Genomic DNA, 19,627 nt, shown 5'->3' with positions numbered 1-19,627 from the left:
CGAGCGCGGTGGCATGGATGGAATCCGCCGGGCATGGCCCGGCGCTACCGGATGCGGTGCGCCACCAGCAGCCAGCTGTTGAACGGGGTACGCCCGTGCAGCGGCCGGGGCGACGTCACCTGCAATCCGGCCTCGATCAATGTCGCCTGCAGCACCTGCGGATCGGGATAGTGGCGCGGTCGTGTGCCCATCCAGCCGATCAGCCAGGCCAGCCGGTCGGCCACCCGTGTGGTGCGGTCGCGGCCATCGCCGGTGGCCAGCGGTGTACGCAGCAGCAGGCAGCCGCCGTGGGCCACCTGCGCGCTGGCCGCGCGCAGCAGGGCCTGCTGTGGGCCCGCGTCCAGATACTGAAGCACGTCCAGCAGCAGGACGTGCCCGGCCTGCGCCGGCAGCGGCGCCTGCACATCCACGCAGTCGAAGCGCACGTCCTGCAGGTCGGCGGCAGCACGTTGCGCGCGGGTGATCTTGCCGGCATCCACGTCCACGCCCAGGTAATGCTGGGTACCGCCGCGCTGGCGCAGCACATGGGCGAACAGGCCCAGCCCGCAGCCCAGGTCCAGCACAGGCTGCCCATCGTCAGGCAGATGCTGCAGCACGCCGTCGTACAGCGGATCGCTGCCGAGCTTGCCGCGGGTGTAGTAGTAGTCGCGGCGGCTGCCCCAGGCCTGCGCTGGCCGGAATGCTTCTGCGATCAAGCGGGCCTGCGGGGCGGTCAGGGGCGTGCAGGGCAGGGGCGGGCCGTTCCGTGGCGTGCCGTCCATCGCCTCAGTCCGTGCCGCCAAGCAGATGCGCGGCCACCGGCAGAGCGCGCGCGCTCCACAGCGCATACATCCGCGCTGAAGGATGCAGGCCGTCCTCGGCAATCATCGTCGGGTCTTCGCCCTGCGCGCGGCTGATATCGGTGATGTCGACGAAGGCCACGCCCTGCTGGGTGCTGATCACCTCGGCAGCCGCGTTGAACTCGTCGGTCTCGATCTCGATGGCGGCCAGGTCGCGGCCACTGCCGGCGCCGAACGGGGTCGCACCCCAATCGGGGAAGGACAGCACCAGCACGCGGCCGGCGTCACCGCCAGCGAAGCCGATCGCCCGCTGCAGCAGCGCCTGGAACTGGCTGCGGTATTCGTCCAGCGGACGCCCGCGGTACTGGTTGTTGACGCCGATCAGCAGGCTGACGAAATCGAACGGCCCCTGCGGCGCGGCCGCATCGATGCCCGCATCGAGTTCGTCGGTGGTCCAGCCGGTGGTCGCAATGGTCTGCGGATCGGACAGCTCAGTGCCCTGTGCACGCAGCGCGGCAGCCAGCTGGTGCGGCCAGCGGCCTTCGACTGCAACCGCTTCACCGATGGTGTACGAATCGCCCAGCGCCAGGTAGGACAGGGTCACAGGTCAGGCCACCGAACGGCGCGGCTTCAGTGGCACGACCTTGGTCGCGTCCTCGGCACGGCGGGCCAGGGCACGGTCAATGCGCGCGAATACATCGCGCATCACCGAGGCTTCCGGCATCAGGGTCACGCGGAAATGGTGGCGGTAGGGCACGTTGAAGCTCGAGCCCGGCACCACCAGCACGCCCTCGTTGTTCATCAGGTCCAGCGCGAAGTTGTGGTCGTCGAAGCCCTTTGCCGCAGCGCCGACCACGGCCGGGAACGCGTACAGCGCACCGGCCGGCGCGACCAGCGACAGGTGTTCGCTGGCTTCGCAGGCTTCGATCACCGCACGGCGGGTTTCGTACAGGCGGCCGCCCGGCGTGCACAGCCCGGAAATGGTGTCCGGGCCGTTCACTGCGGCCTCGATGGCGTACTGGCCCGGCACGTTGGCGCACAGGCGCAGCGCACCGAGCAGGTCCAGCGCTGCGCGGAAGTCACCCAGGCGGGCATCGTCGCCGCTGAGGTGGGCCCAGCCCACGCGCCAGCCGCAGGCGCGGTGCACCTTGCTCAGGCCGCTGAAGGTCAGGCACGGATGATCACCGGCCAGCGGCGCGACCGGCTGGAACACCGCGTCGTCGTACAGGATCTGGTCGTAGATCTCATCAACCAGCAACAGCAGGTTGTGGCGGCGCGCGATCTCCACCACGCGCTCCAGCAGTTCGCGTGGGTAGCTGGCGCCGCTGGGGTTGTTCGGGTTGATCAGCACGATGGCGCGGGTGCGCGAGGACACCAGCGTCTCGATCTCGCTCGGGTCCGGCTGGAAGCCGTTCTCCGGTGCGCAGCGGTAGTACACCGGGCGGCCATCGTTGAGGATGGTCGAGGCCGACCACAGCGGGTAGTCGGGCGAGGGCACCAGCACTTCGTCGCCGGGATTGAGCAGCGCACGCAGCGACAGGTCGATCAGTTCGCTGACGCCATTGCCGAGGAAGACGCGGTCCGGGTGCGCATCGGGCGCGCCACGGCGGGCGTAGTAGCTGGCGATGGCTTCACGCGCGACCGGCAGGCCCTGCTGGTGCGTGTAGGGGTCGGTGCGGCCCATGTCGTCGGCGATCGCACGCTGAAGGTGCTCCGGCGCGCGGAAACCGAAGGCGCCGGGATTGCCGATGTTGAGCTTGATCAGCTTGCGGCCCTGCGCCTCCAGCTCCCGGGCTCGCCGCGCCAGTTCTCCGCGGATTTCGTAGCGCACTTCGGAAAGGCGCTCGCGGATGGCCAGGGGCTTGGGCGAGTTGGTGGACATGGGAGCTGGGCCGTCAAAAGGCATGGGGCTTCCATCCTACCGGAATTGCTGCAATGCATGGCAAGGGCTCCGGGCCCGTCATTGCTGGGCTGGCAGGGCGCCGGCACAGGTAGAATGGCAGTGATGACCCAGACCCCCGATTTCATCGCCCTGCAGACCATCGGCTGGCCCTGGCCGGGCCCGGCGCAGCAGGCCGACTGGCAGGCCGCCATGGCCGCTCACCCGCAGGCCCGCCCGGCGCGGGTGATCGAACAGCACCGCACCCACTATGTGGTGGCCGATGGCCCGGATGCGTCGATCAAGGCCGAGTCGCTGCCGGAATGGCAGCGCCCGCGCTTCCCCAGCCATGAACGGCCAGCGGTGGGTGACTGGGTGCTGCTCGATGGCATCCGCATCGTCGCCCTGCTGCCGCGGCGTACCGCGATCAAGCGCGGTGCGGCCGGCGAGCATTACCACCAGCAGGTGATCGCCGCCAACATCGATACGGTGTTCATCGTCTGTGGCCTGGATGCCGACTTCAATCCGCGCCGCATCGAACGCTACCTGCTGCTGGTCGGTGGTGGCGGTGCAGAACCGGTAGTGGTACTGACCAAGGCCGACCAGACCGAGTACAGCGAGGATGCGCTGGCGGTGCTGGAAGAGCTGGAGATGCAGGGCATCGCGCTGCATGCGATCAACGGCCTGGATGCCGACAGCGTGGCGGTGCTGCAGCCGTGGCTGGGCCCGGGCCGCACGGTGGTGCTGGTCGGTTCCTCCGGTGCCGGCAAGTCCACGCTGACCAACACCCTGCTCGGCGAGCAGCGGATGAAGACCAACGCAGTGCGCGCCAACGATTCGCGTGGACGCCACACCACCACGCACCGCGCGCTGATGCCGCTGCCGACCGGCGCCTGCCTGATCGACACCCCCGGCATGCGCGAGCTGAAGCCGACCGGCGAAGAGACCCTGTCCGAGGGTGGGTTCGCGGACATCGAAGCGCTGGCCGCACAGTGCCGTTTCAACGACTGCAAGCACCAGCAGGAGCCGGGCTGTGCCGTGCGTGCAGCGATCGAGGCTGGCGAGATTGAAGAGAGCCGGCTGCTGAACTACTTCAAGCTGAAGGAAGAAGTGGCCGCCGCTGCCGCCAAGCTGGCGGTCCGCCAGGCCGAAACCGCGCAGGAACGCGGCGGCAAGAAGGGCAAGGGCCAGCAGTTCCGCCCGGCCGGCAAGCCGCGCAGGCGTTGATCGGTATCGCGGGGTCGGATCCCATTGCACCGCAATGGGCTCTGCCCCCTGCAATGAACCTGCGTCTGCCTGCTTCGGGTGGGTGCCAACTGCCCGCTCCTGGTAGGTGCCAACCTTGGTTGGCACGGATGTATCCGAAGCCCGCCTCTGCCCGCTCCTGGTAGGTGCCAACCTTGGTTGGCACGGATGTATCCGAAGTCCGCCTTCGGCGGATGCCAACCAAGGTTGGCAGCTACCCGATCCATTGCACCTACCAACGTGCGGGCAGAGCGCTATAGTCCGCGCATGGAACCGACTGCGACGCTGGACCGTGACGTGGCCCACCATGCAGCGCTCGATGCGCGCCTGGTCGAGGCCGTGGGAGGCATCCGCCTGCTGGGCCTGACCAGCTGGCCAGCCACGGTGCAGGCACCGTTCCTGGACAGCGTGGCGCGTGGCCAGCCGGTACTGCCGAAGGTGGATTACCCGAAGCTGGACTTCAGCGAAGAACGCCGCGCGCTGGCCGCGATCGCCGCCGACTGCGACGACAGCCACCCGCTGGGCCACTACGTGCGGCAGTCGGCGCAGAGCTGGGACCTGGCCGCACAGCTGCTGGAAGGGCTGGGCACTGCTGCAGTCGATACCTGTTCGGTGCAGCTGTTCGGCGCCCCCGAGCAGCCGTTGCCGGGCAATGGCCCGAGCACGCGCGAAGCGGCGCGCCACTTCATCCAGATCGCCGCCGAGCTGGAGCACGAACTGCTGGCACCGGAAGAACAGGTGCCGGTCTCGGCCATCGCGCTGCAACTGCAGCTGCAGAACGATCTGGACGCGTTCTTCGAATCGCGCATCATCCAGGTACAGCTCGACCCGGAGCTGGTGTCCAAGGCCGCCGCCGGCCCGACCCGCATCCGCCTGCGCACCAGTGCACGCTTCAGCGCCTACGACCGCGCGCAGCTGTTCCACCATGAAGCGCTGGTGCATTCGCTGACCGCCCTGAACGGCCGCGAGCAGCCGGTGCTGCCCAGCCTGGCACTGTCCTCGCCGCGGGTGACGGCAACCCAGGAAGGGCTGGCCACCTTCGCCGAGCAGATCACCGGCAGCATCGACATCGAGCGCCTCAAGCGCATCAGCCTGCGTACCGAAGCGATTGCGATGGCCCGCGAAGGTGCTGATTTCATCGAAGTGTTCCGCTATTTCTGCGATGCCGGGCAGAACGCGGAAGAGAGTTTCGCTTCGGCGCAGCGCGTGTTCCGTGGGGTACCGCCGAGTGGCGGCCTGGCCTTCACCAAGGACACGGTGTACCTGCGCGGCCTGGTGTCGGTGCACACGTTCTTCCGCCACATGCTGGCCGAGGACCGGTTGCAGGTCTGCCGCTGGTTGTTTGCCGGCAAGATGAGCCTGACCGACGCGATCGCGTTCGCGCCGTTGTTCGAGGCGAGGGTGTTGAAGCCGCCGCGCTGGCTGCCGCACTGGATGAGCCGGGCGAATGGCCTGGCCGGGATGCTGGCGTTCTCGCTGTTCGCCAACCGGATACGGATGGACCAGCTGGCGCCGGAATGAAATGCGTTGGCGGGATGATGCGCTGGCGCCTCGATTGATATCGCTGGGCGGCGGTGGGGCACCCTGGCCAGGACACGCCGTAAACCCATCCATGGGGGCTCGATCGGCGCATCCATGCGCCTCACGGTCCTGGCCAGGGTGCCCCACCGCCGCCAGACAGTTTCCCGCGCGGGCGGCAGCACATCACCGCGCCGAAGGGATTGCGCTTGAAAAGCAAAGAGCCGGGTAGTGCCCGGCTCTTTGCTTTTGCTTTTGCTTTTGCTTTTGCTCTTGCTTTCAATTGCCTCCGCGCCGGCGCGGGGAACTGTCCAGCGTGGGTAGGCAGGCCCATGCAGGACCGTGAGGCGCATGGATGCGCCGATCGAGCCCCCATGGATGGGTTTACGGCGTGTCCTGCATGGGCCTGCCTACCCACGCTATGCAGGAACAATCAACGCGCCGCAGCGCCCGCTTTCGATTTAGAACTCCGCCGCCACCGTCATGAACAACTGCCGCGGCGCGCTCGCATGGATCGCATAGCGCTTGCCCTCCGGATCGGTCGGTGCGAACGAACTCAGCTGGCCGGCGTAGCGCTTGTTGGTCAGGTTGGTCGCGTTCAACGACACCCGCACATTGCGCAGGCCCAGGCCCGGGCCGAAATCGTAGCCCGCACCGGCGTCGAAGGTGGTCACGCCCGGCACCGACTGGTCGTTGGTGTAGGTGTAGTAGCGCTTGCCGGTGTACTTGGCACGCAGGCTGGCGAAGAAACCATCGCGGTTCCAGCTGATTTCACTGGAGGCCATGCGCTGCGGCGTATCCACGGTGATCTTGCCGGCCACCGGCACCACCGCGCCGCCGGACAGGTAGTCGTCCTCGTAGGTGGTCTTGTTCCAGGACAGCGCGTTGTACCACTGCAGGCCGTCGATCGGCTTGAGGATGAAGGTCAGTTCCGCGCCGTAGCTCTTCACCGAACCGACGTTGATGAAGCGCGTCACGCACTCCGGACGCGTGCCGACTTCGATGCTCGAGCACGGGTTCAGCGACAGCAGGCGGTTGTCGAACTTCACGTTGTAGCCCGCGATCGACGCCTGGTACTTCTCACCGAAGGTACGGAAGCCGGCTTCCAGGCTCTTGGACTTCTCCGGCTCCAGCCCGGCACTGGCCGCGAACGATTCCGGCGACACCTGCAGCGGGCCGCCGCTGCCACCACCGACGAAGGCGGCGATGTTCTCGGCGTAGGAGGCGAACAGCTCGTTGTTGGCGTTGAGCTTGAAGCCCAGGCCCACCTGCGGCAGCACCGATTCCTTGGCGGTCAGCGTGCCCGAGGCGATGCTGGTTTCCACGCCGGGGTTGGCGGTGGCGCGCATGCGGGTGTTCGGGCTCTTGATGCCCACGTCCACGGTCAGGCGCTGGTCCAGGAAGCGCATGCGGTCCTGCACGTAGAACTGGCGCGTGCGGATGTCGAAGTCCTGGTTGAACAGCAGGCGGTCCGGGTTCTTCAGGTACAGGTCGTCCAGGAACGGGCCGCTGATGTAGTAGAAGTTGCGCGAAACGTTATGGTCGTTCTGCTCGTACCACAGGCCGGCTTCCAGTTCGTGGATGCCCACCGTCCACGACAGCGCGGCGGTCAGGCCATCGCGGTTGATCGTGTAGTTGGTGCTGCGGATCGAAATCGGCAGCATCTTGTCGGTACCCGGGTAGGACGGCTGGCCCGGTGCCCACCAGTGGCCCTGGCCACGGTTGTCGTGGTGATAGGCCAGCAGCTTCAGGCGACCCTGCTCGCCCAGGCGCAGGTCGGCATCCACCGAGTACAGGTTGTCGTCACGCAGTGCGCGGCTCTGGTAGTACGCATCGTCGATGCTGGTGACGCCACCGCTGAACCTGCACTTGCTGCGGTCCAGAGTGCCCGGCGCGCAGTACGCAGCAGCCACGGCTCGATCCCAGTCCGGTGCGTAGATGTTCCAGTCATAGCCCAGGCCGCGGGCCAGCATGTCCTTGGACAGGTAGGCGTAGTTGGCCTGGCTGGCGCGCGAGGTGGCCACGAACGCACCGAAACGATGGTCGCCCACGTTCCACACCGCCTTGGCGTTGAACTGGCGGGTGGTCTGGTTCTGGTACGGCGCAGCCCACATGTCCTGGTCCTGGTGCACGCCGGACACGTAGGCCGAGAAGCCGTTGATGTCGCCGGTATCCACGCGCAGGTAGCCACGGCGCTGGCTGTTGTCGCCAACGGTGACGCTGGCGCGGCCGCCGAATTCGGTGGACGGGTCCATCGAGAAGTACTGGATGGTGCCGCCCAGGTTGCTGGTCGAGGCCACGCCCAGCGAACCGATGCCCTGCGACAGCTCGGCACCGGCCAGGTTCTCGGCGATGATCGCGCGGGCGATGCTCAGGCCGTTGTAGTTGCCGTAGCTGTTGTCGCCCAGCGGGATGCCGTCCAGCGTGTAGCCCAGGCGGCTCTTGTCGAAGCCACGCAGGCTGATGGTCTGCGATTCCTCGTTGGCACCGAAGGCGTCGTTGGACTGCACCGACACGCCCGGCAGGCGATCGAGGATCTTCTGGCCGCTGGTGCCCGGCGGCAGCACCTGCTTGTCGACGGCGGTGATGCGCTGCACCTGGCGGGTCTCGCCCTGGCCGATCACGGAGACGGTATCCAGCGTCTGCGCGCTCAGCGCGGCATCGGTGCTGGCGCCGGTATCGGCGGCGGTGGCAGCATGGGCGCTGGCGGCGGCGGAAAGCGCGATCGCCACGGCGATCGTCAGGTGTCGGGTCTGCATGGTGGTCCGTTGCATTGGGGGTGGTCACCGGCACGGGTGCGCGGTGCATGGCCACTATGCGAACGGAACATGAAACCTTCTTTACGGAAAACCAACGAACGGTGCAGGGCAGTCGTGTGCGTCCTGCAACCTGTTCGTCATGGTGGTATGCCGGAGAGAATCAGAAGCGCTCACCGGGCCAGCTGAATTTGAGCTGGTCCATGCAGTCACGATCATGTTCGGAGAATGAGAACCCGATCTGGATGCCGTTCAGTACCGTGCCGAACACCGTCGACTCGTCCAGACTATGCCCTGACGGGACGGAAAGGACGTTGAAGTCGGGGTAGCGACGACCCATCTGCTTTCGCGAGATGCAGGCGCCGCCCAGCGACAGCGTAATGCCTTTGATGATTCGCCCCGACGCGTCGGTGTGGATCTGGCCAGAAGGCCCCTTGATCCTTCCGGCGACCACGAATGGCGCCAGATCGATGGTGGCGCTGTCGCCCCGGCCCCTTCCTGCTTCCGAACGCGAGCCGGCCGGAGCCAGTGGTGACAGCTGCGCGACAAGGTCAGAGCGTGCCAGTTGGAAGGACCAGCGCTCCACGAGCCGCCAGGTTGCGTCCGCCTCTTCTGCAGTGGCAGCGGGTGGGGTGGCCGCCAGTGGCGTGGTGGCGACCGCAAGAAGCGCAATCAGCATTGCACGCATGCCAACCTCCTTGATCCGCGATGTCAGCCGTTCGTCCATTGGGCGCGGCAAGCGGTGGCAGGTATAGCACCGGTTCTGCCGATGCATCGGGAAGTGCGTCTCAGAAATGCAGAAACAAAAAGGGGCCGGATCCCCCTCGCAAGCGAAGGTTCACCGGCCCCGCGCACTCCGTGGGGGAGGCGGTCCACGTACTGCGTGGACGAGGGCTTTACCCCATGTACAGGCCACCGTTGACCGGATAATCGGCGCCGGTCACGTACGAGGCTTCATCCGAGGCCAGCCATGCGCACAGGCCGGCCACTTCTTCCGGACGGCCCAGGCGTCGCACCGGCACCGAGGCGGCCAGCCGGTCCAGCACGTCCGGCGGGAAGCTGCTGATCGCCTGGCTGGCGATGTAGCCCGGCGACAGCGTGTTGACGGTGACCCCGCGTGAGGCCACTTCGGCGGCCAGCGCACGGCTGAAACCATGCATCGCGGCCTTGGCGGTGGCGTAGTTCACCTGGCCGATCTGGCCCTTGTGGGCGCTGACCGAACCAATGTTGATGATGCGGCCCCAGCCACGCGTGGCCATGCCATCGACCACCTGCTTGGTGAGGTTGAACAGCGCATTGAGGTTGGAGGCGATCACCGCGTTCCAGTCCTCCACCGTCATCTGCCGGAACAGCAGGTCGCGGCTGCCACCGGAGTTGTTGACCAGCACGTCCACTTCACCGACTTCGGCGCGGACCTTGGCAAACGCCGCGCTGGTCGAGGCCCAGTCGGTCGCGTTGCCTTCGGAGGCGATGAAGTCGAAGCCCTGTTCGCGCTGCTCGCGCAGCCAGTTGGCCTTGCGCGGTGAGTTCGGCGCGCAACCGGCAACCACGGTGTGGCCGCTGCGGGCCAGGCTCTGGCAGATGGCAGTACCGACACTGCCCATGCCGCTGGTGACGTAAGCGATTCGAAGCGTCATTGCAGAAGGCTCCTTGGTAAGGGGTCAGGCCGCGAGCGGGTACAGGCCGAACAGCAGGCTGCCGACCATCAGCAGCATCGAGATGGCGATGGCCCACTTCAGGGTGAACTTCTGGTGATCGGCGAACTCGACCTTGGCCAGGCCAACCAGCAGGTAGGTGGACGGCACCAGCGGGCTGAGCAGGTGCACCGGCTGACCGGCCAGCGAGGCGCGCGCCATTTCCACCGGGGTGATGCCGTAGTTGCCGGCGGCTTCGGACAGGATCGGCAGCACGCCGAAGTAGAACGCGTCGTTGGACATGAAGAAGGTGAACGGCATCGACGCTACTGCGGTGATCACCGCCAGGTACGGGCCCCACGATTCCGGGATCACCGCCAGGAAGCTGTGCGACATCGCTTCGACCATGCCGGTGTTGTTGAGGATGCCGGTGAAGATGCCTGCGGCGAAGATCAGCGACACCACCGACAGCACGTTGCCGGCGTGGTTGACCACGCGGCGGCGCTGCTCGGCCAGGTTCGGGTAGTTGATCACCAGGGCGATGGCGAAGCCGACCATGAACAGCACCGGCATCGGCAGCACGCCGATGATCAGCGCCGTCATCAGCGCCACGGTCAGGGCCAGGTTGACCCACAGCAGCTTCGGACGCTTGATGTCCTCGGCGTCTTCCACGGTCGGCAGCGGGTTGCTGTCGTCGGACACGCTGTTGTCCATCCAGCTGTCGCCCTTGGGCAGGGTCACCACGCCGAGGCGACGGCGTTCCTTCAGGCCCAGGTACCAGGCCAGCAGCAGCACGCCAGCACAGGCGATCACCATCGACGGGATCAGCGGCACGAACACATCGGCGGGGTCCACGTGCAGCGCGGTGGCCGCGCGGGCGGTCGGGCCGCCCCACGGGGTCAGGTTCATCACGCCGCCGGCGAGGATGGTCACGCAGGTCATGTTCAGCGCGTTCATGCCCAGCCGCTGGTACAACGGCAGCATCGCCGAGACGGTGATCATGTAGGTGGTCGAGCCATCACCGTCCAGCGAGATCAGCATCGCCAGCACCGCGGTGCCGAGCACGATCTTCATCGGATCGCCCTTCACGAAGCGCAGGATCACCCGCACCAGCGGATCGAACAGGCCGGCGTCGATCATCACCCCGAAGTAGAGGATGGCGAACATCAGCATCACGCCGGTCGGCGCGATCTTCTTGATGCCCTCCAGCATCATCTCGTCGATGTTGGCGCCGAAGCCGCCGATCAGCGCGAACAGGATGGGGATGGTGATCAGGGCGACGAGCGGCGACAGGCGTTTGCTCATGATCAAGTACATGAACGTAATGACCATGCCAAAGCCGAGGATGCTCAGCATCATCTGCGGACTCCTTGCGAAAACAGGACGTGGGGGAGTGGAAGGGGCCCGGGCGGCATGCCCGGAACATCAGGTCTAGAAGTCGTACTGCAGGCGGCCGGTGACCGCACGCGTGCGGTCCACCGTGATCCCGGCGAGGCGGTCGCGGTTGCGGCTTTCGATCACGTTGAGCATGAAGCGCAGGTTGTCGCGCAGGTACCAGTTGCCACCCAGCGTCCACGCTTCGGTGCTGCCGCGGCGCAGGTCGGCTGCACCGTCGAGGTGCTGTGCGCCCCACATCTGGTCGTAGCGCAGTGCCACTTCGAAGGCACCGGCCTTGTGGCGGATGTCCTTCACCCGCGCGAAGCGGCCGGTCTTGCGGTCGTAGGCGCGGCTTTCGCCGGTGACGAACCAGCTGAGCATGCCGTAGGCGGCCATCACGTCACCGCGCTGCGCGCCGTCATCGAAGGTGGCACCACTGAACTCGCCCTGCCACGACAGCGGGCCGCGCACCTGCGCGTATTCCAGCGACCACTTGTTGACGTCGGTATCGCGGCCAGCGGAGAAGTCGACCAGGGTCAGGCGGCTCTCGTCGGACAGGTGGCCGGCCGGGCGCGGGCGGATCTTCAGGCCCGGGACGCCGTTGGCGCCCGGGTTGTCGTAGGCCTCACGGGCCAGCGACAGGCCCAGGTGCAGCACGTCGCCATCGCTGGGCGAGGGCGCCCAGGTGACGCGGCCACCGGCGGCGCGGCCCTTCACCTGCCAGGCGTCGATGCTTTCCAGACTGTAGATGCTGGCCGCCCAGGTGAAGTCGCCGGGGTTGGCCTGCCACGATGCGCCCAGGCGATACAGCGGCGCCAGCGTGGTGCCGGCGTTGCCGCGCTCCAGGAAGCTGCCGTAGTTGGAGCTGGTGCGGTCATCCAGCGAGAAGTACTGCTTGAACTGGCCCACGGTGAGCTTGCCGGCCTTGCCGAAGCTGCGTGCCAGGTACACGTCCTTGGCCTCGACGCGGTCGCCGGAGAAATCGGCTTCCAGCTTGTAGTCGACCACGAAGAACTTGCCGGACACATCGACCCAGGCACGGCGGATCTCGGTGTCATCCTTGTTCGGCGTACCGCGGTTGTCGTTGTCGAAGGTGGCGAAGTCCAGGTGCAGGCGGCCTCCGAGCGAGGCCGTGACCGGACGATCGTCTTCGGCGGCAAAGGCCGGCGCCGACAGGGCAGCCAGCGCCATCATGGCGGCAGGGCGCCGCCAGGCAAACGTGAATTCCACAAACCCTCCCAGGTGCGCGCCAGGCGCGCGGCAATCGTGGGCACCGGACGGTGCGCGGCCGCAGTCTGGGTTGCCGTAGCTGTCATCGTCCTGTCAACGGATTGTGCGGTGCAGCGTAAAACCGGCCACTGCGCTCACTGGGCCACGCCCGGCAAGCGCGGCGGCGGCATGCGGTAGCATTCGTTTCCCCTCCCACCCCCGTGCCCATGCGCCTGCTGCTGGTCGAAGACAACCCGGATCTGGCCGATGCGATCATCCGCCGCATGCGCCGCAGTGGGCACGCCGTGGACTGGCAGGCCGATGGCCTGGCGGCCGCCAGCGTGCTGCGCTACCAGAGCTTCGACCTGGTGGTTCTGGATATCGGCCTGCCCAAGCTCGATGGCCTGCGCGTGCTGGCCGGCATGCGCGAGCGCGGCGACAGCACACCGGTGCTGATGCTGACCGCGCGCGACGGCATCGAAGACCGTGTGCAGGCGCTGGACGTCGGCGCCGACGATTACCTGGGCAAGCCGTTCGATTTCCGCGAGTTCGAAGCGCGCTGCCGCGTGCTGCTGCGACGCGCGCGCGGCCAGGCCAGCGAAGTGGTGCAGATCGGTGGCTTCCAGTTCGACAATGCCGCGCACCGGGTCAGCCTCGACGGTGAACCGATCGAACTGCCCAACCGCGAATATCGGTTGCTGGAAATCCTGGTCGGGCGCATTGGCCAGGTGGTTGGGAAGGACGAAATCGGCAACGGCCTGTTCGGCTTCGACGACGAAGCCGGCCCGAATGCCATCGAGTTGTATGTGGGTCGCCTGAGAAAGAAGCTGGCAGGCGCACCGCTGCGCATCACCACGGTGCGCGGCGTTGGCTACCTGCTGGAAGCCAGTGACGGCAGCGCCGACGCCGATGGCTGACGCGCGTACCGCGAATGCCGCACCGGGCTCGCTGCGGCGCACGCTGCTGGTCTACCTCGGCGCGTTGCTGGCGGTGTTCGCGGTGGCCCTGCTGTTTGCCGCGCGCGGCTATGGCCAGCGCGCCGCCAACCGTTCCTACGATCACCTGTTGGTGTCCTCGGCGTTGTCCATTGCCGATTCGGTGGCCCTGGTCGATGGCCAATGGCAGGTCGATCTGCCCTATGCGGCGCTGGACCTGCTGGCGATGGCCCCGGAAGACCGCGTGTTCTATCGGGTCGCCGACAGCCGTGGCAACCTGATCACCGGCTATGGAGACCTGCCGGCGCCGCCGCGCCGGCCCGGCACGCAACCGCAGCTGTTTGATGCGGCGTACAGTGGCGAGACCGTGCGCTTCGTGGTGGTCGGCCGCAGTTTCGCCGCCGCCTCGGCGCAGGGCGAAGTACAGGTGCAGGTCGGCCAGACCCGGCGTGCGCGTGAAGCGGTCGCGCAGGACATGGTCAACCGCGCACTGCTGGCGATCGGTGTGCTGTCCGGCCTGCTGCTGGCGCTGGTGGCCTTTGGCGTGCATCGCGCATTCCGGCCATTGGTGCGGGTGGAACGCGAGCTGTCACGCCGCGAGCCCTCTGACCTGAAGCCGCTGGATGCCCGTGTACCGCGCGAGATGGACCAGATGGTGGCGGCGTTGAACCGCTTCATGGAACGCCTGTCCAGCAGCAACGAGACCTTGCGTGCGTTCATGGCCGAGGCCGCGCACCAGATGCGCACGCCGTTGGCGGCATTGCGTGCGCAGGCACAGCTGGCGCTGGATGACGACGATCCCGAAGACATGCGGCGCAGCCTGCAGGCGATCGAGCGCAACGCCACCCACATGAGCCGGTTGTTGAATCAGTTGCTCAGCGATGCCAGCGTGATCCATCGTTCGCATCTGCAGCGCTTTGCTGCAGTGGATCTGGCCGAGACCGTGCACCAGGCCCTGCATGAAGCGCTGCCGCAGGCCGGCCCGGCGCCGCGCGTGCAGCTGGCGATGACCGCCGAGCCGGTACAGGTGCATGGCGATGCGCTGCTGCTGCGCGAGGCGATCAAGAACCTGGTCGACAATGCACTCAAGTACGGCGGCGACGGTCCGTTGCAGATCGCATTGACCGTGGAAGGCGGGCAGGCCGTGCTGACCATCGCCGACCACGGTGCTGGCATTGCCGCCGCCGATGCCGAACGCGTGTTCGAGCGCTTCGCCCGTGGCGAGGGCGCGCCGTCCGGCGGCGCCGGGCTGGGCCTGGCCATCGTCAAGCGCGTGGTCGACAGCCATGGCGGCCGCATCGATCTCAGCAACCGTCCGCAGGGTGGTTTGATCGCTACCATCCGCCTGCCCCGGAGCAGTTCATGATCCGCCTGTTCGCCACCGCCGTTGCCCTGCTGCTGGCCCTGCCGGTGCTGGCCGCGCCCGGCGATGTGCGCCGTTTTCCCGCACAGGCAAAGACCACGGCGCAGCTGCGCATCCACGGCACCACCGACATCGAAGTGTTCGCGGTGGTCATCGCCGACTACCAGCGGCTGCACCCGGGCACCGAAGTGGTGTACGAGGACATCATCACCCAGGACCTGTACGCGCGGTACCTGCACGACCGCGGCGGACCGGCATCGCCGGACCTGCTGATCTCCAGTGGCATGGACCTGCAGACCAAGCTGGTCAACGATGGTCATGCACTGCCGCACCGCTCCGCGCAGACCGCCGCGCTGCCGGCCTGGGCGCAGTGGCGCAACGAGGCCTTCGGCATCAGCTACGAGCCGGTGGTGATGGTCTACAACACCCGCGCATTGCCGGCTGCGAAGGTGCCGCACACGCGTCGGCAACTGCTGGACCGGTTGCGCGCGGAGGGAGCACCGCTGCGCGGCAGGGTCGGTACCTATGACATCGAGCGCAGCAGTGTCGGCTACCTGTTGTCTACCCAGGATGCGCAGCGTGGCAGCATCGCCGGTGCGCTGCTGGGCGCGCTGGGCGACAACGACGTGGTGCGCGAGGAGCGCACCGGCGTGCTGCTGGACAAGGTGGCCAGCGGACAGCTGTCGCTGGTCTACAACGTGCTCGGCTCTTACGCGCAGGCGCGCATCGACGCGGGTGCTCCGCTGGCGATTGTGGAGCCCGAGGACTACACGCTGGTGGTACTGCGTACCGCGGTGATTCCACGCACCGGCCCACACCCGGAAGAAGCCCGGCGCTTCCTCGACTACCTGTTGTCGCCGCGTGGCCAGCAGGTGCTGTCACGCGAGGCACGGCTGATGCCGATCGTCACCGGCAGCGCACGTGGCGACGATGCGCCCGGCCGCAGCCGTCGCCCGATCCAGCTGGGCCCGGGCCTGCTGGTGTACCTGGATGCACTCAAGCGCCGCCAGTTCCTCGATGCCTGGCGCAGCAGCGTGGAGCCGGCAGGGCGCTGAGGCGACGGCCTGCCCGTACAATGGCGGCATGAGCGAATACACCATCCTGATCGCCGATGACCACCCGCTGCTGCGTTCGGCGGTGGTGCAGTCATTGCGGCAGAGCCTGCCGCTGGCGCAGGTGCGCGAGGTCGCCAGCGCCGAGGCATTGGCCGAAGCCCTCGACGCGCACCCGGACGTGGACCTGGTGCTGCTCGACCTGACCATGCCCGGTGCACACGGTTTCTCCGCGCTGCTGCACGTGCGCGGCTCGCATCCGGACATTCCGGTGGTGATCCTCTCGTCCAACGACCACCCCCGTGTGATCCGCCGCGCCCAGCAGTTCGGTGCCGCCGGTTTCATCCCGAAATCTGCCCCGGCGGAGACCATCGGCGAGGCCGTGCAGACTGTGCTCGATGGTGGCCTGTGGTTCCCGGCGATGGCCGCCGAACGCTCCGAGGCCGACGCACTGCTGGCCAGCCGCCTGGCCCAGCTGACCCCGCAGCAGTTCCGCGTGCTGCTGTGCCTGGCCGATGGCCTGCTCAACAAGCAGATTGCCTATACGCTGGGATTGGCCGAGAACACGGTGAAGGTGCATGTCACCGCGATCCTGAAGAAGCTCGAATGCCATAGCCGCACGCAGGCCGCAGTGCTGGTGAAGGCGCTGGAGCCCGAGGGCGACGCCGGCATCGGGTTGTAGTTTCCAGCCAACGGCGCAGCCCCTCGTGGGTGGGTTTGGGTTGGTCGCTGAAAGCAGAAGCCGCGAGTGGGCCGGTCGGGTCGGGTGCGCGGGGGACGCCGTGAATCCGTCCCTGGAGGCTTGGCAGCCGCATCCATGCGGCTGACACCCCCGCGCACCCAACCCGACCGGCCTCTGACAGATTTCGGTGGCCTGCCACCCACGGAGAAGGAAAAAGATCAAAAGCAAAAGCAGGCTGTCAGGCCGCCTTTTGTAGAGCCGAGCATGGGCTCGGCTTTACACGAGCAAGCGCAGCGCGCGATCCGCTTTTGATCTTCTTTTTCTTCTCCGTGGGTGGACGCGCACGGAACGTGTCCGTGGTCGGGTAGATGGGCTGCGCAGGGGCGTGAGCCGCATGGATGCGGCGACCGAGCTTACAGGGACGTACTTGCAGCGACCCCTGCGCAGCCCATCTACCCGGCCTCACCCATGAACCGCGTTACGCCACCACCCACGAGGGGCTGCGCCGTTGGCTGGAAACTACCCGCGATGCCGGATCAACAACTGACTCATCAGCGCCCGCAGCGCCGGCGGCTTCACCGGCTTGGCCATCATTCCCCAGCCACGCTCGGCAGCCATCTCACGCAATCCCGCATCGCGCTCGGCAGTGACCAGCACCACCGGCGGGCGGGCCTGCCACAGCTCTGCCAATGTCTCGTACAGCACCGGGCCGTGGTGGTCACCCATGCGCACATCCAGCAGCACCAGCTCCGGCACGGTTGCCGTCGTGGCCAACTGCAGCGCTGCCTGCGGGCCATCGGCCAGCAGCACCTCGCAGCCCCACCGCTCCAGCAGCGCGCGGCTGGCCGCGCACACGTGCGGATCGTCATCGATCACCCACACCCGGCGCCCTCGCAGCGGGTTGTCCGCCGCCGGTTCCTGCGCCAGCACCGGCGCGGGCGCGGTGGCGGGAATCGCGCTGGCGTCGCCGAACGGCACGCCCACGGCGAACACGCTGCCCTGGCCCAGCTGCGAGCGCAGCCGGATCGGATGTCCGAGCAGGCGGCCGATGCGGTCGACGATGGCCAGGCCAAGGCCGGCACCGCGCTGCTGGCCGTCGTGCAGGCGGCGGAATTCCTCGAAGATCTCGCCCTGCAGCGCATCGGGAATGCCGGGGCCCTGGTCGTGCACTTCGATCCACAGCAGGCCCTCGCGGCGGCGGCAGCCGAGCAGCACGCGGCCACGTTCGCTGTAGCGCAGTGCGTTGGACAGGAAATTCTGCAGGATGCGGCGCAGCAGCGCTTCATCGCTGACCACCACCGCATCGGTATCGACCCAGTCCACCACCAGGCCACGTGACTGCGCGGCGATGCCGAATTCGCGCGCCAGTGTCTGCAGCAGCGGCCCGAGCCGGAACGCCTGCACACGGGTCGGCAGGCTGCCCGATTCCAACCGCGCGATATCCAGCAGGCTGTTGAGGATCGCATCCTGCGCGGCCAATGCAGCGTCGATGTGATCGCTGGTCTGCTGCTGCGCCGGATCGCTCAGCTTGCCGCGCAGCACCGAGACGAACATGCGTGCTGCGTTGAGCGGTTGCAGCAGGTCGTGCACGGCCGAGGCGACGAAGCGGGTCTTGTAGCGGTTGGCCTGTTCGGCCTCGCGGCGTGCTTCGTCCAGGTCGTGGGTACGTTCGGCGATGCGGTGTTCCAGTGCATCGGCCAGCGAGCGCAGTTCGCGTGCAGCATTCTTGTAGCTGGTGATGTCGGCGTAGCTGGTGACGAAACCGCCGTCGGGCAGCGGGTTGCCGCGGATTTCCAGCACCGTACCGTCGTCCTTCTCACTTTCGCGCATGTGCGGACGGCCGCTGCGCAGGTGGTTGAGGCGACGCTCGATGGCCTCGTCGACCGGGCCGGGACCGAGCAGGCCACGGCGTGCGTTGAAGCGGAACAGTTCCTCGATGGGCCGCCCCACGCGCACCAGGTCCAGCGGGAAACGGAACAGTTCCAGGTAGCGCGAATTCCATGCGACCAGACGCAGGTCCCGGTCGATCACCACCACGCCCTGCGGCAGGTGTTCAAGGCTGCGGCTGAGGCCGCTGTCGGCATCGGTGGCGGCCTGCAGCAGGCCATCCTGTGCGGTGCGCAGTTCCTGTGCATGCTGCTTGAGCAGGGTTTCCAGCTCGCGGCGGCTGCGCAGGCGATGCTTGGCCAGGCGCCGGCGCTGCTGCACGAACAGCACCAGGAAGCCCAGCGCCAGCCACGCAGCACCTCCGGTAAGCGCGGCCGCACGGCCGGCGGCGGTGGCGGCACTGGCGTCGTGCAGCAGGTGCAGGTTCCAGTCTTCGGCCGGCAGCGCAAGGCTCTGCCACAGCATCGGCTGCGGCAATGCCGGATCCAGCAGGCGCACCATGCGGCCGCCATCGGCCAGTACATCCTCGGTACGTGCGCGCAGTGGCTGCAGGGTGCGATCGGCGTACTGGCGGGCGTCCAGCATCTCGCGGCGCTCATCGGCGCCCAGTGGGCGCAGCAGGCGGTAGCGCCAGCTGTCACGGTTGGCCAGGAACACCACGTCGTGGTCGTCACTGGCGAGCACCACGTCAGGGCTGCTCAGCCACTCCTGCTCCAGTGCCGACAGCTCGACCTTGATCACAACCACGCCGAGCCGCTTGCCGTCTTCCTCGATGGCCTGCGACAGGTAGTAGCCGGGCACGCCGGTGGTCATGCCGATGCCGTAGAAGCGGCCGCGGCCCTGGGCCAGCGCCTGGCGGTAATAGGGACGATAGCTGTAGTTCTCACCGACGTTGGTGGTCGGCTGGTCCCAGTTGCTCGCCGCCACCGCCACGCCATCGTGGCCGACCAGGGTCAGGGTCGAGGCACGGGTGACTTCATTGGCGCGTTGCAGCTTGAGGTTCAGCCGCTGCCGTTCGGTGGGCGAGGGCGGTACGCGCAGCGCGTGCAGCAGATCCGGATCCAGTGCCAGTACCTGCGGCAAGGTGCCGAAGCGGTCGATGCGCTGCTGCAGGCCCTGGCCATACAACTGCAGCTGGCGTTGTACCTGGCTGCTTTCCTCACCGAGGGCGCGCCGCCAGGCGTAGTGGCCGGCGGCGACCGCACACAGCACGGTGCCGCCGACCATCACCGCGATGGTCAGCAACAGCATCCGGTGGCGGCTGAGCCAGTACATGGCGGCAGTCTACGCAGGGCCGGCGGGCGTGGCGTA

The 19,627-nt window shown here is 67.4% G+C and carries 15 protein-coding genes; 6 read left to right on the top strand and 9 right to left on the bottom strand.

Annotation, left to right across the window (positions count from 1 at the left end):
• Window positions 1–44 precede the first annotated feature (44 nt).
• From ACZLIB_RS19235 to ACZLIB_RS19225, 3 genes are read right to left on the bottom strand one after another with little or no spacing between them, the layout of a single operon-like run.
• Window positions 45–761 (bottom strand): class I SAM-dependent methyltransferase, encoded by a 717-nt coding sequence (locus ACZLIB_RS19235; RefSeq protein WP_049400245.1) that lies wholly within the window; start codon window positions 759–761, stop codon window positions 45–47.
• Window positions 762–765: 4 nt separating this feature from the next.
• Window positions 766–1,383, bottom strand: a complete 618-nt coding sequence (locus ACZLIB_RS19230; RefSeq protein ID WP_071229632.1) for an SGNH/GDSL hydrolase family protein — start codon at window positions 1,381–1,383, stop codon at window positions 766–768.
• A gap of 3 nt (window positions 1,384–1,386) precedes the next feature.
• Complete coding sequence (locus ACZLIB_RS19225; protein ID WP_478468444.1) at window positions 1,387–2,661, bottom strand: pyridoxal phosphate-dependent aminotransferase; 1,275 nt, start codon at window positions 2,659–2,661, stop codon at window positions 1,387–1,389.
• A gap of 114 nt (window positions 2,662–2,775) precedes the next feature.
• On the opposite strand from ACZLIB_RS19225, the gene rsgA reads away from it, so the two are divergent.
• Window positions 2,776–3,885, top strand: coding sequence for a ribosome small subunit-dependent GTPase A (gene rsgA / locus ACZLIB_RS19220; protein ID WP_478469946.1), 1,110 nt, complete (start codon window positions 2,776–2,778; stop codon window positions 3,883–3,885).
• Between the two features lie 285 nt (window positions 3,886–4,170).
• Window positions 4,171–5,424, top strand: a complete 1,254-nt coding sequence (locus tag ACZLIB_RS19215; RefSeq protein WP_478468442.1) for a flavohemoglobin expression-modulating QEGLA motif protein — start codon at window positions 4,171–4,173, stop codon at window positions 5,422–5,424.
• Between the two features lie 458 nt (window positions 5,425–5,882).
• Here the strand turns inward: ACZLIB_RS19215 and ACZLIB_RS19210 are convergent, their stop codons facing one another.
• The 5 genes from ACZLIB_RS19210 to ACZLIB_RS19190 all read right to left on the bottom strand — a co-directional run bounded on the left by ACZLIB_RS19210 (window position 5,883) and on the right by ACZLIB_RS19190 (window position 12,382).
• Window positions 5,883–8,180 (bottom strand): TonB-dependent receptor, encoded by a 2,298-nt coding sequence (locus ACZLIB_RS19210; RefSeq protein WP_049400241.1) that lies wholly within the window; start codon window positions 8,178–8,180, stop codon window positions 5,883–5,885.
• Window positions 8,181–8,340: 160 nt separating this feature from the next.
• Window positions 8,341–8,865, bottom strand: coding sequence for a hypothetical protein (locus tag ACZLIB_RS19205; RefSeq protein ID WP_478468440.1), 525 nt, complete (start codon window positions 8,863–8,865; stop codon window positions 8,341–8,343).
• A gap of 208 nt (window positions 8,866–9,073) precedes the next feature.
• Window positions 9,074–9,814 carry an acetoacetyl-CoA reductase gene (gene phbB / locus ACZLIB_RS19200; protein WP_005419193.1) on the bottom strand — a complete coding sequence of 247 codons (741 nt, stop codon included), beginning with the start codon at window positions 9,812–9,814 and terminating at the stop codon, window positions 9,074–9,076.
• A 24-nt stretch (window positions 9,815–9,838) separates the two neighbouring features.
• The gene (locus ACZLIB_RS19195; RefSeq protein ID WP_478469945.1) at window positions 9,839–11,167 is read right to left on the bottom strand and encodes a CitMHS family transporter; all 1,329 of its coding nucleotides are present in this window, start codon (window positions 11,165–11,167) and stop codon (window positions 9,839–9,841) included.
• 75 nt (window positions 11,168–11,242) lie between these two features.
• Window positions 11,243–12,382 (bottom strand): OprO/OprP family phosphate-selective porin, encoded by a 1,140-nt coding sequence (locus ACZLIB_RS19190; RefSeq protein WP_032130484.1) that lies wholly within the window; start codon window positions 12,380–12,382, stop codon window positions 11,243–11,245.
• A 242-nt stretch (window positions 12,383–12,624) separates the two neighbouring features.
• Here ACZLIB_RS19190 and ACZLIB_RS19185 point away from each other — a divergent pair, with 242 nt between their 5' ends.
• Genes ACZLIB_RS19185 through ACZLIB_RS19170 form a run of 4 tightly spaced genes read left to right on the top strand, consistent with a single transcriptional unit; the run spans window position 12,625 to window position 16,429 of the window.
• On the top strand, window positions 12,625–13,314 hold the full coding sequence (locus ACZLIB_RS19185) for a response regulator (protein ID WP_005414431.1): 690 nt from the start codon (window positions 12,625–12,627) through the stop codon (window positions 13,312–13,314).
• Window positions 13,307–14,698, top strand: coding sequence for a sensor histidine kinase N-terminal domain-containing protein (locus ACZLIB_RS19180; protein ID WP_478468438.1), 1,392 nt, complete (start codon window positions 13,307–13,309; stop codon window positions 14,696–14,698). Before ACZLIB_RS19185 ends, ACZLIB_RS19180 begins: the two co-directional genes overlap by 8 nt.
• Window positions 14,695–15,750 (top strand): ABC transporter substrate-binding protein, encoded by a 1,056-nt coding sequence (locus tag ACZLIB_RS19175; RefSeq protein WP_478468436.1) that lies wholly within the window; start codon window positions 14,695–14,697, stop codon window positions 15,748–15,750. Before ACZLIB_RS19180 ends, ACZLIB_RS19175 begins: the two co-directional genes overlap by 4 nt.
• Window positions 15,751–15,778: 28 nt before the next feature.
• Window positions 15,779–16,429, top strand: coding sequence for a response regulator (locus ACZLIB_RS19170; RefSeq protein ID WP_061479578.1), 651 nt, complete (start codon window positions 15,779–15,781; stop codon window positions 16,427–16,429).
• A gap of 519 nt (window positions 16,430–16,948) precedes the next feature.
• Here the strand turns inward: ACZLIB_RS19170 and ACZLIB_RS19165 are convergent.
• The gene (locus ACZLIB_RS19165) at window positions 16,949–19,591 is read right to left on the bottom strand and encodes a hybrid sensor histidine kinase/response regulator (RefSeq protein ID WP_458075264.1); all 2,643 of its coding nucleotides are present in this window, start codon (window positions 19,589–19,591) and stop codon (window positions 16,949–16,951) included.
• Window positions 19,592–19,627: the final 36 nt, after the last annotated feature.

The sequence above is a fragment of the Stenotrophomonas sp. 220_Sma genome (genome assembly GCF_056487375.1).
The sequence above is the reverse complement of the archived record's forward strand: the minus strand, read 5'-3'. Positions and strand labels throughout refer to the sequence as shown.

Excerpts from the sequence above, each read along its gene's own strand:
- ACZLIB_RS19235 (WP_049400245.1), bottom strand. The coding sequence starts at position 761 with ATGGACGGCACGCCACGGAACGGCCCGCCCCTGCCCTGCACGCCCCTG.
- phbB (WP_005419193.1), bottom strand. The coding sequence starts at position 9,814 with ATGACGCTTCGAATCGCTTACGTCACCAGCGGCATGGGCAGTGTCGGT.
- ACZLIB_RS19215 (WP_478468442.1), top strand. The coding sequence starts at position 4,171 with ATGGAACCGACTGCGACGCTGGACCGTGACGTGGCCCACCATGCAGCG.
- ACZLIB_RS19165 (WP_458075264.1), bottom strand. The coding sequence starts at position 19,591 with ATGTACTGGCTCAGCCGCCACCGGATGCTGTTGCTGACCATCGCGGTG.
- ACZLIB_RS19175 (WP_478468436.1), top strand. The coding sequence starts at position 14,695 with ATGATCCGCCTGTTCGCCACCGCCGTTGCCCTGCTGCTGGCCCTGCCG.
- ACZLIB_RS19185 (WP_005414431.1), top strand. The coding sequence starts at position 12,625 with ATGCGCCTGCTGCTGGTCGAAGACAACCCGGATCTGGCCGATGCGATC.
- ACZLIB_RS19210 (WP_049400241.1), bottom strand. The coding sequence starts at position 8,180 with ATGCAGACCCGACACCTGACGATCGCCGTGGCGATCGCGCTTTCCGCC.
- ACZLIB_RS19205 (WP_478468440.1), bottom strand. The coding sequence starts at position 8,865 with ATGCGTGCAATGCTGATTGCGCTTCTTGCGGTCGCCACCACGCCACTG.
- ACZLIB_RS19195 (WP_478469945.1), bottom strand. The coding sequence starts at position 11,167 with ATGCTGAGCATCCTCGGCTTTGGCATGGTCATTACGTTCATGTACTTG.
- ACZLIB_RS19190 (WP_032130484.1), bottom strand. The coding sequence starts at position 12,382 with ATGATGGCGCTGGCTGCCCTGTCGGCGCCGGCCTTTGCCGCCGAAGAC.
- ACZLIB_RS19170 (WP_061479578.1), top strand. The coding sequence starts at position 15,779 with ATGAGCGAATACACCATCCTGATCGCCGATGACCACCCGCTGCTGCGT.
- ACZLIB_RS19180 (WP_478468438.1), top strand. The coding sequence starts at position 13,307 with ATGGCTGACGCGCGTACCGCGAATGCCGCACCGGGCTCGCTGCGGCGC.
- rsgA (WP_478469946.1), top strand. The coding sequence starts at position 2,776 with ATGGCAGTGATGACCCAGACCCCCGATTTCATCGCCCTGCAGACCATC.
- ACZLIB_RS19225 (WP_478468444.1), bottom strand. The coding sequence starts at position 2,661 with ATGTCCACCAACTCGCCCAAGCCCCTGGCCATCCGCGAGCGCCTTTCC.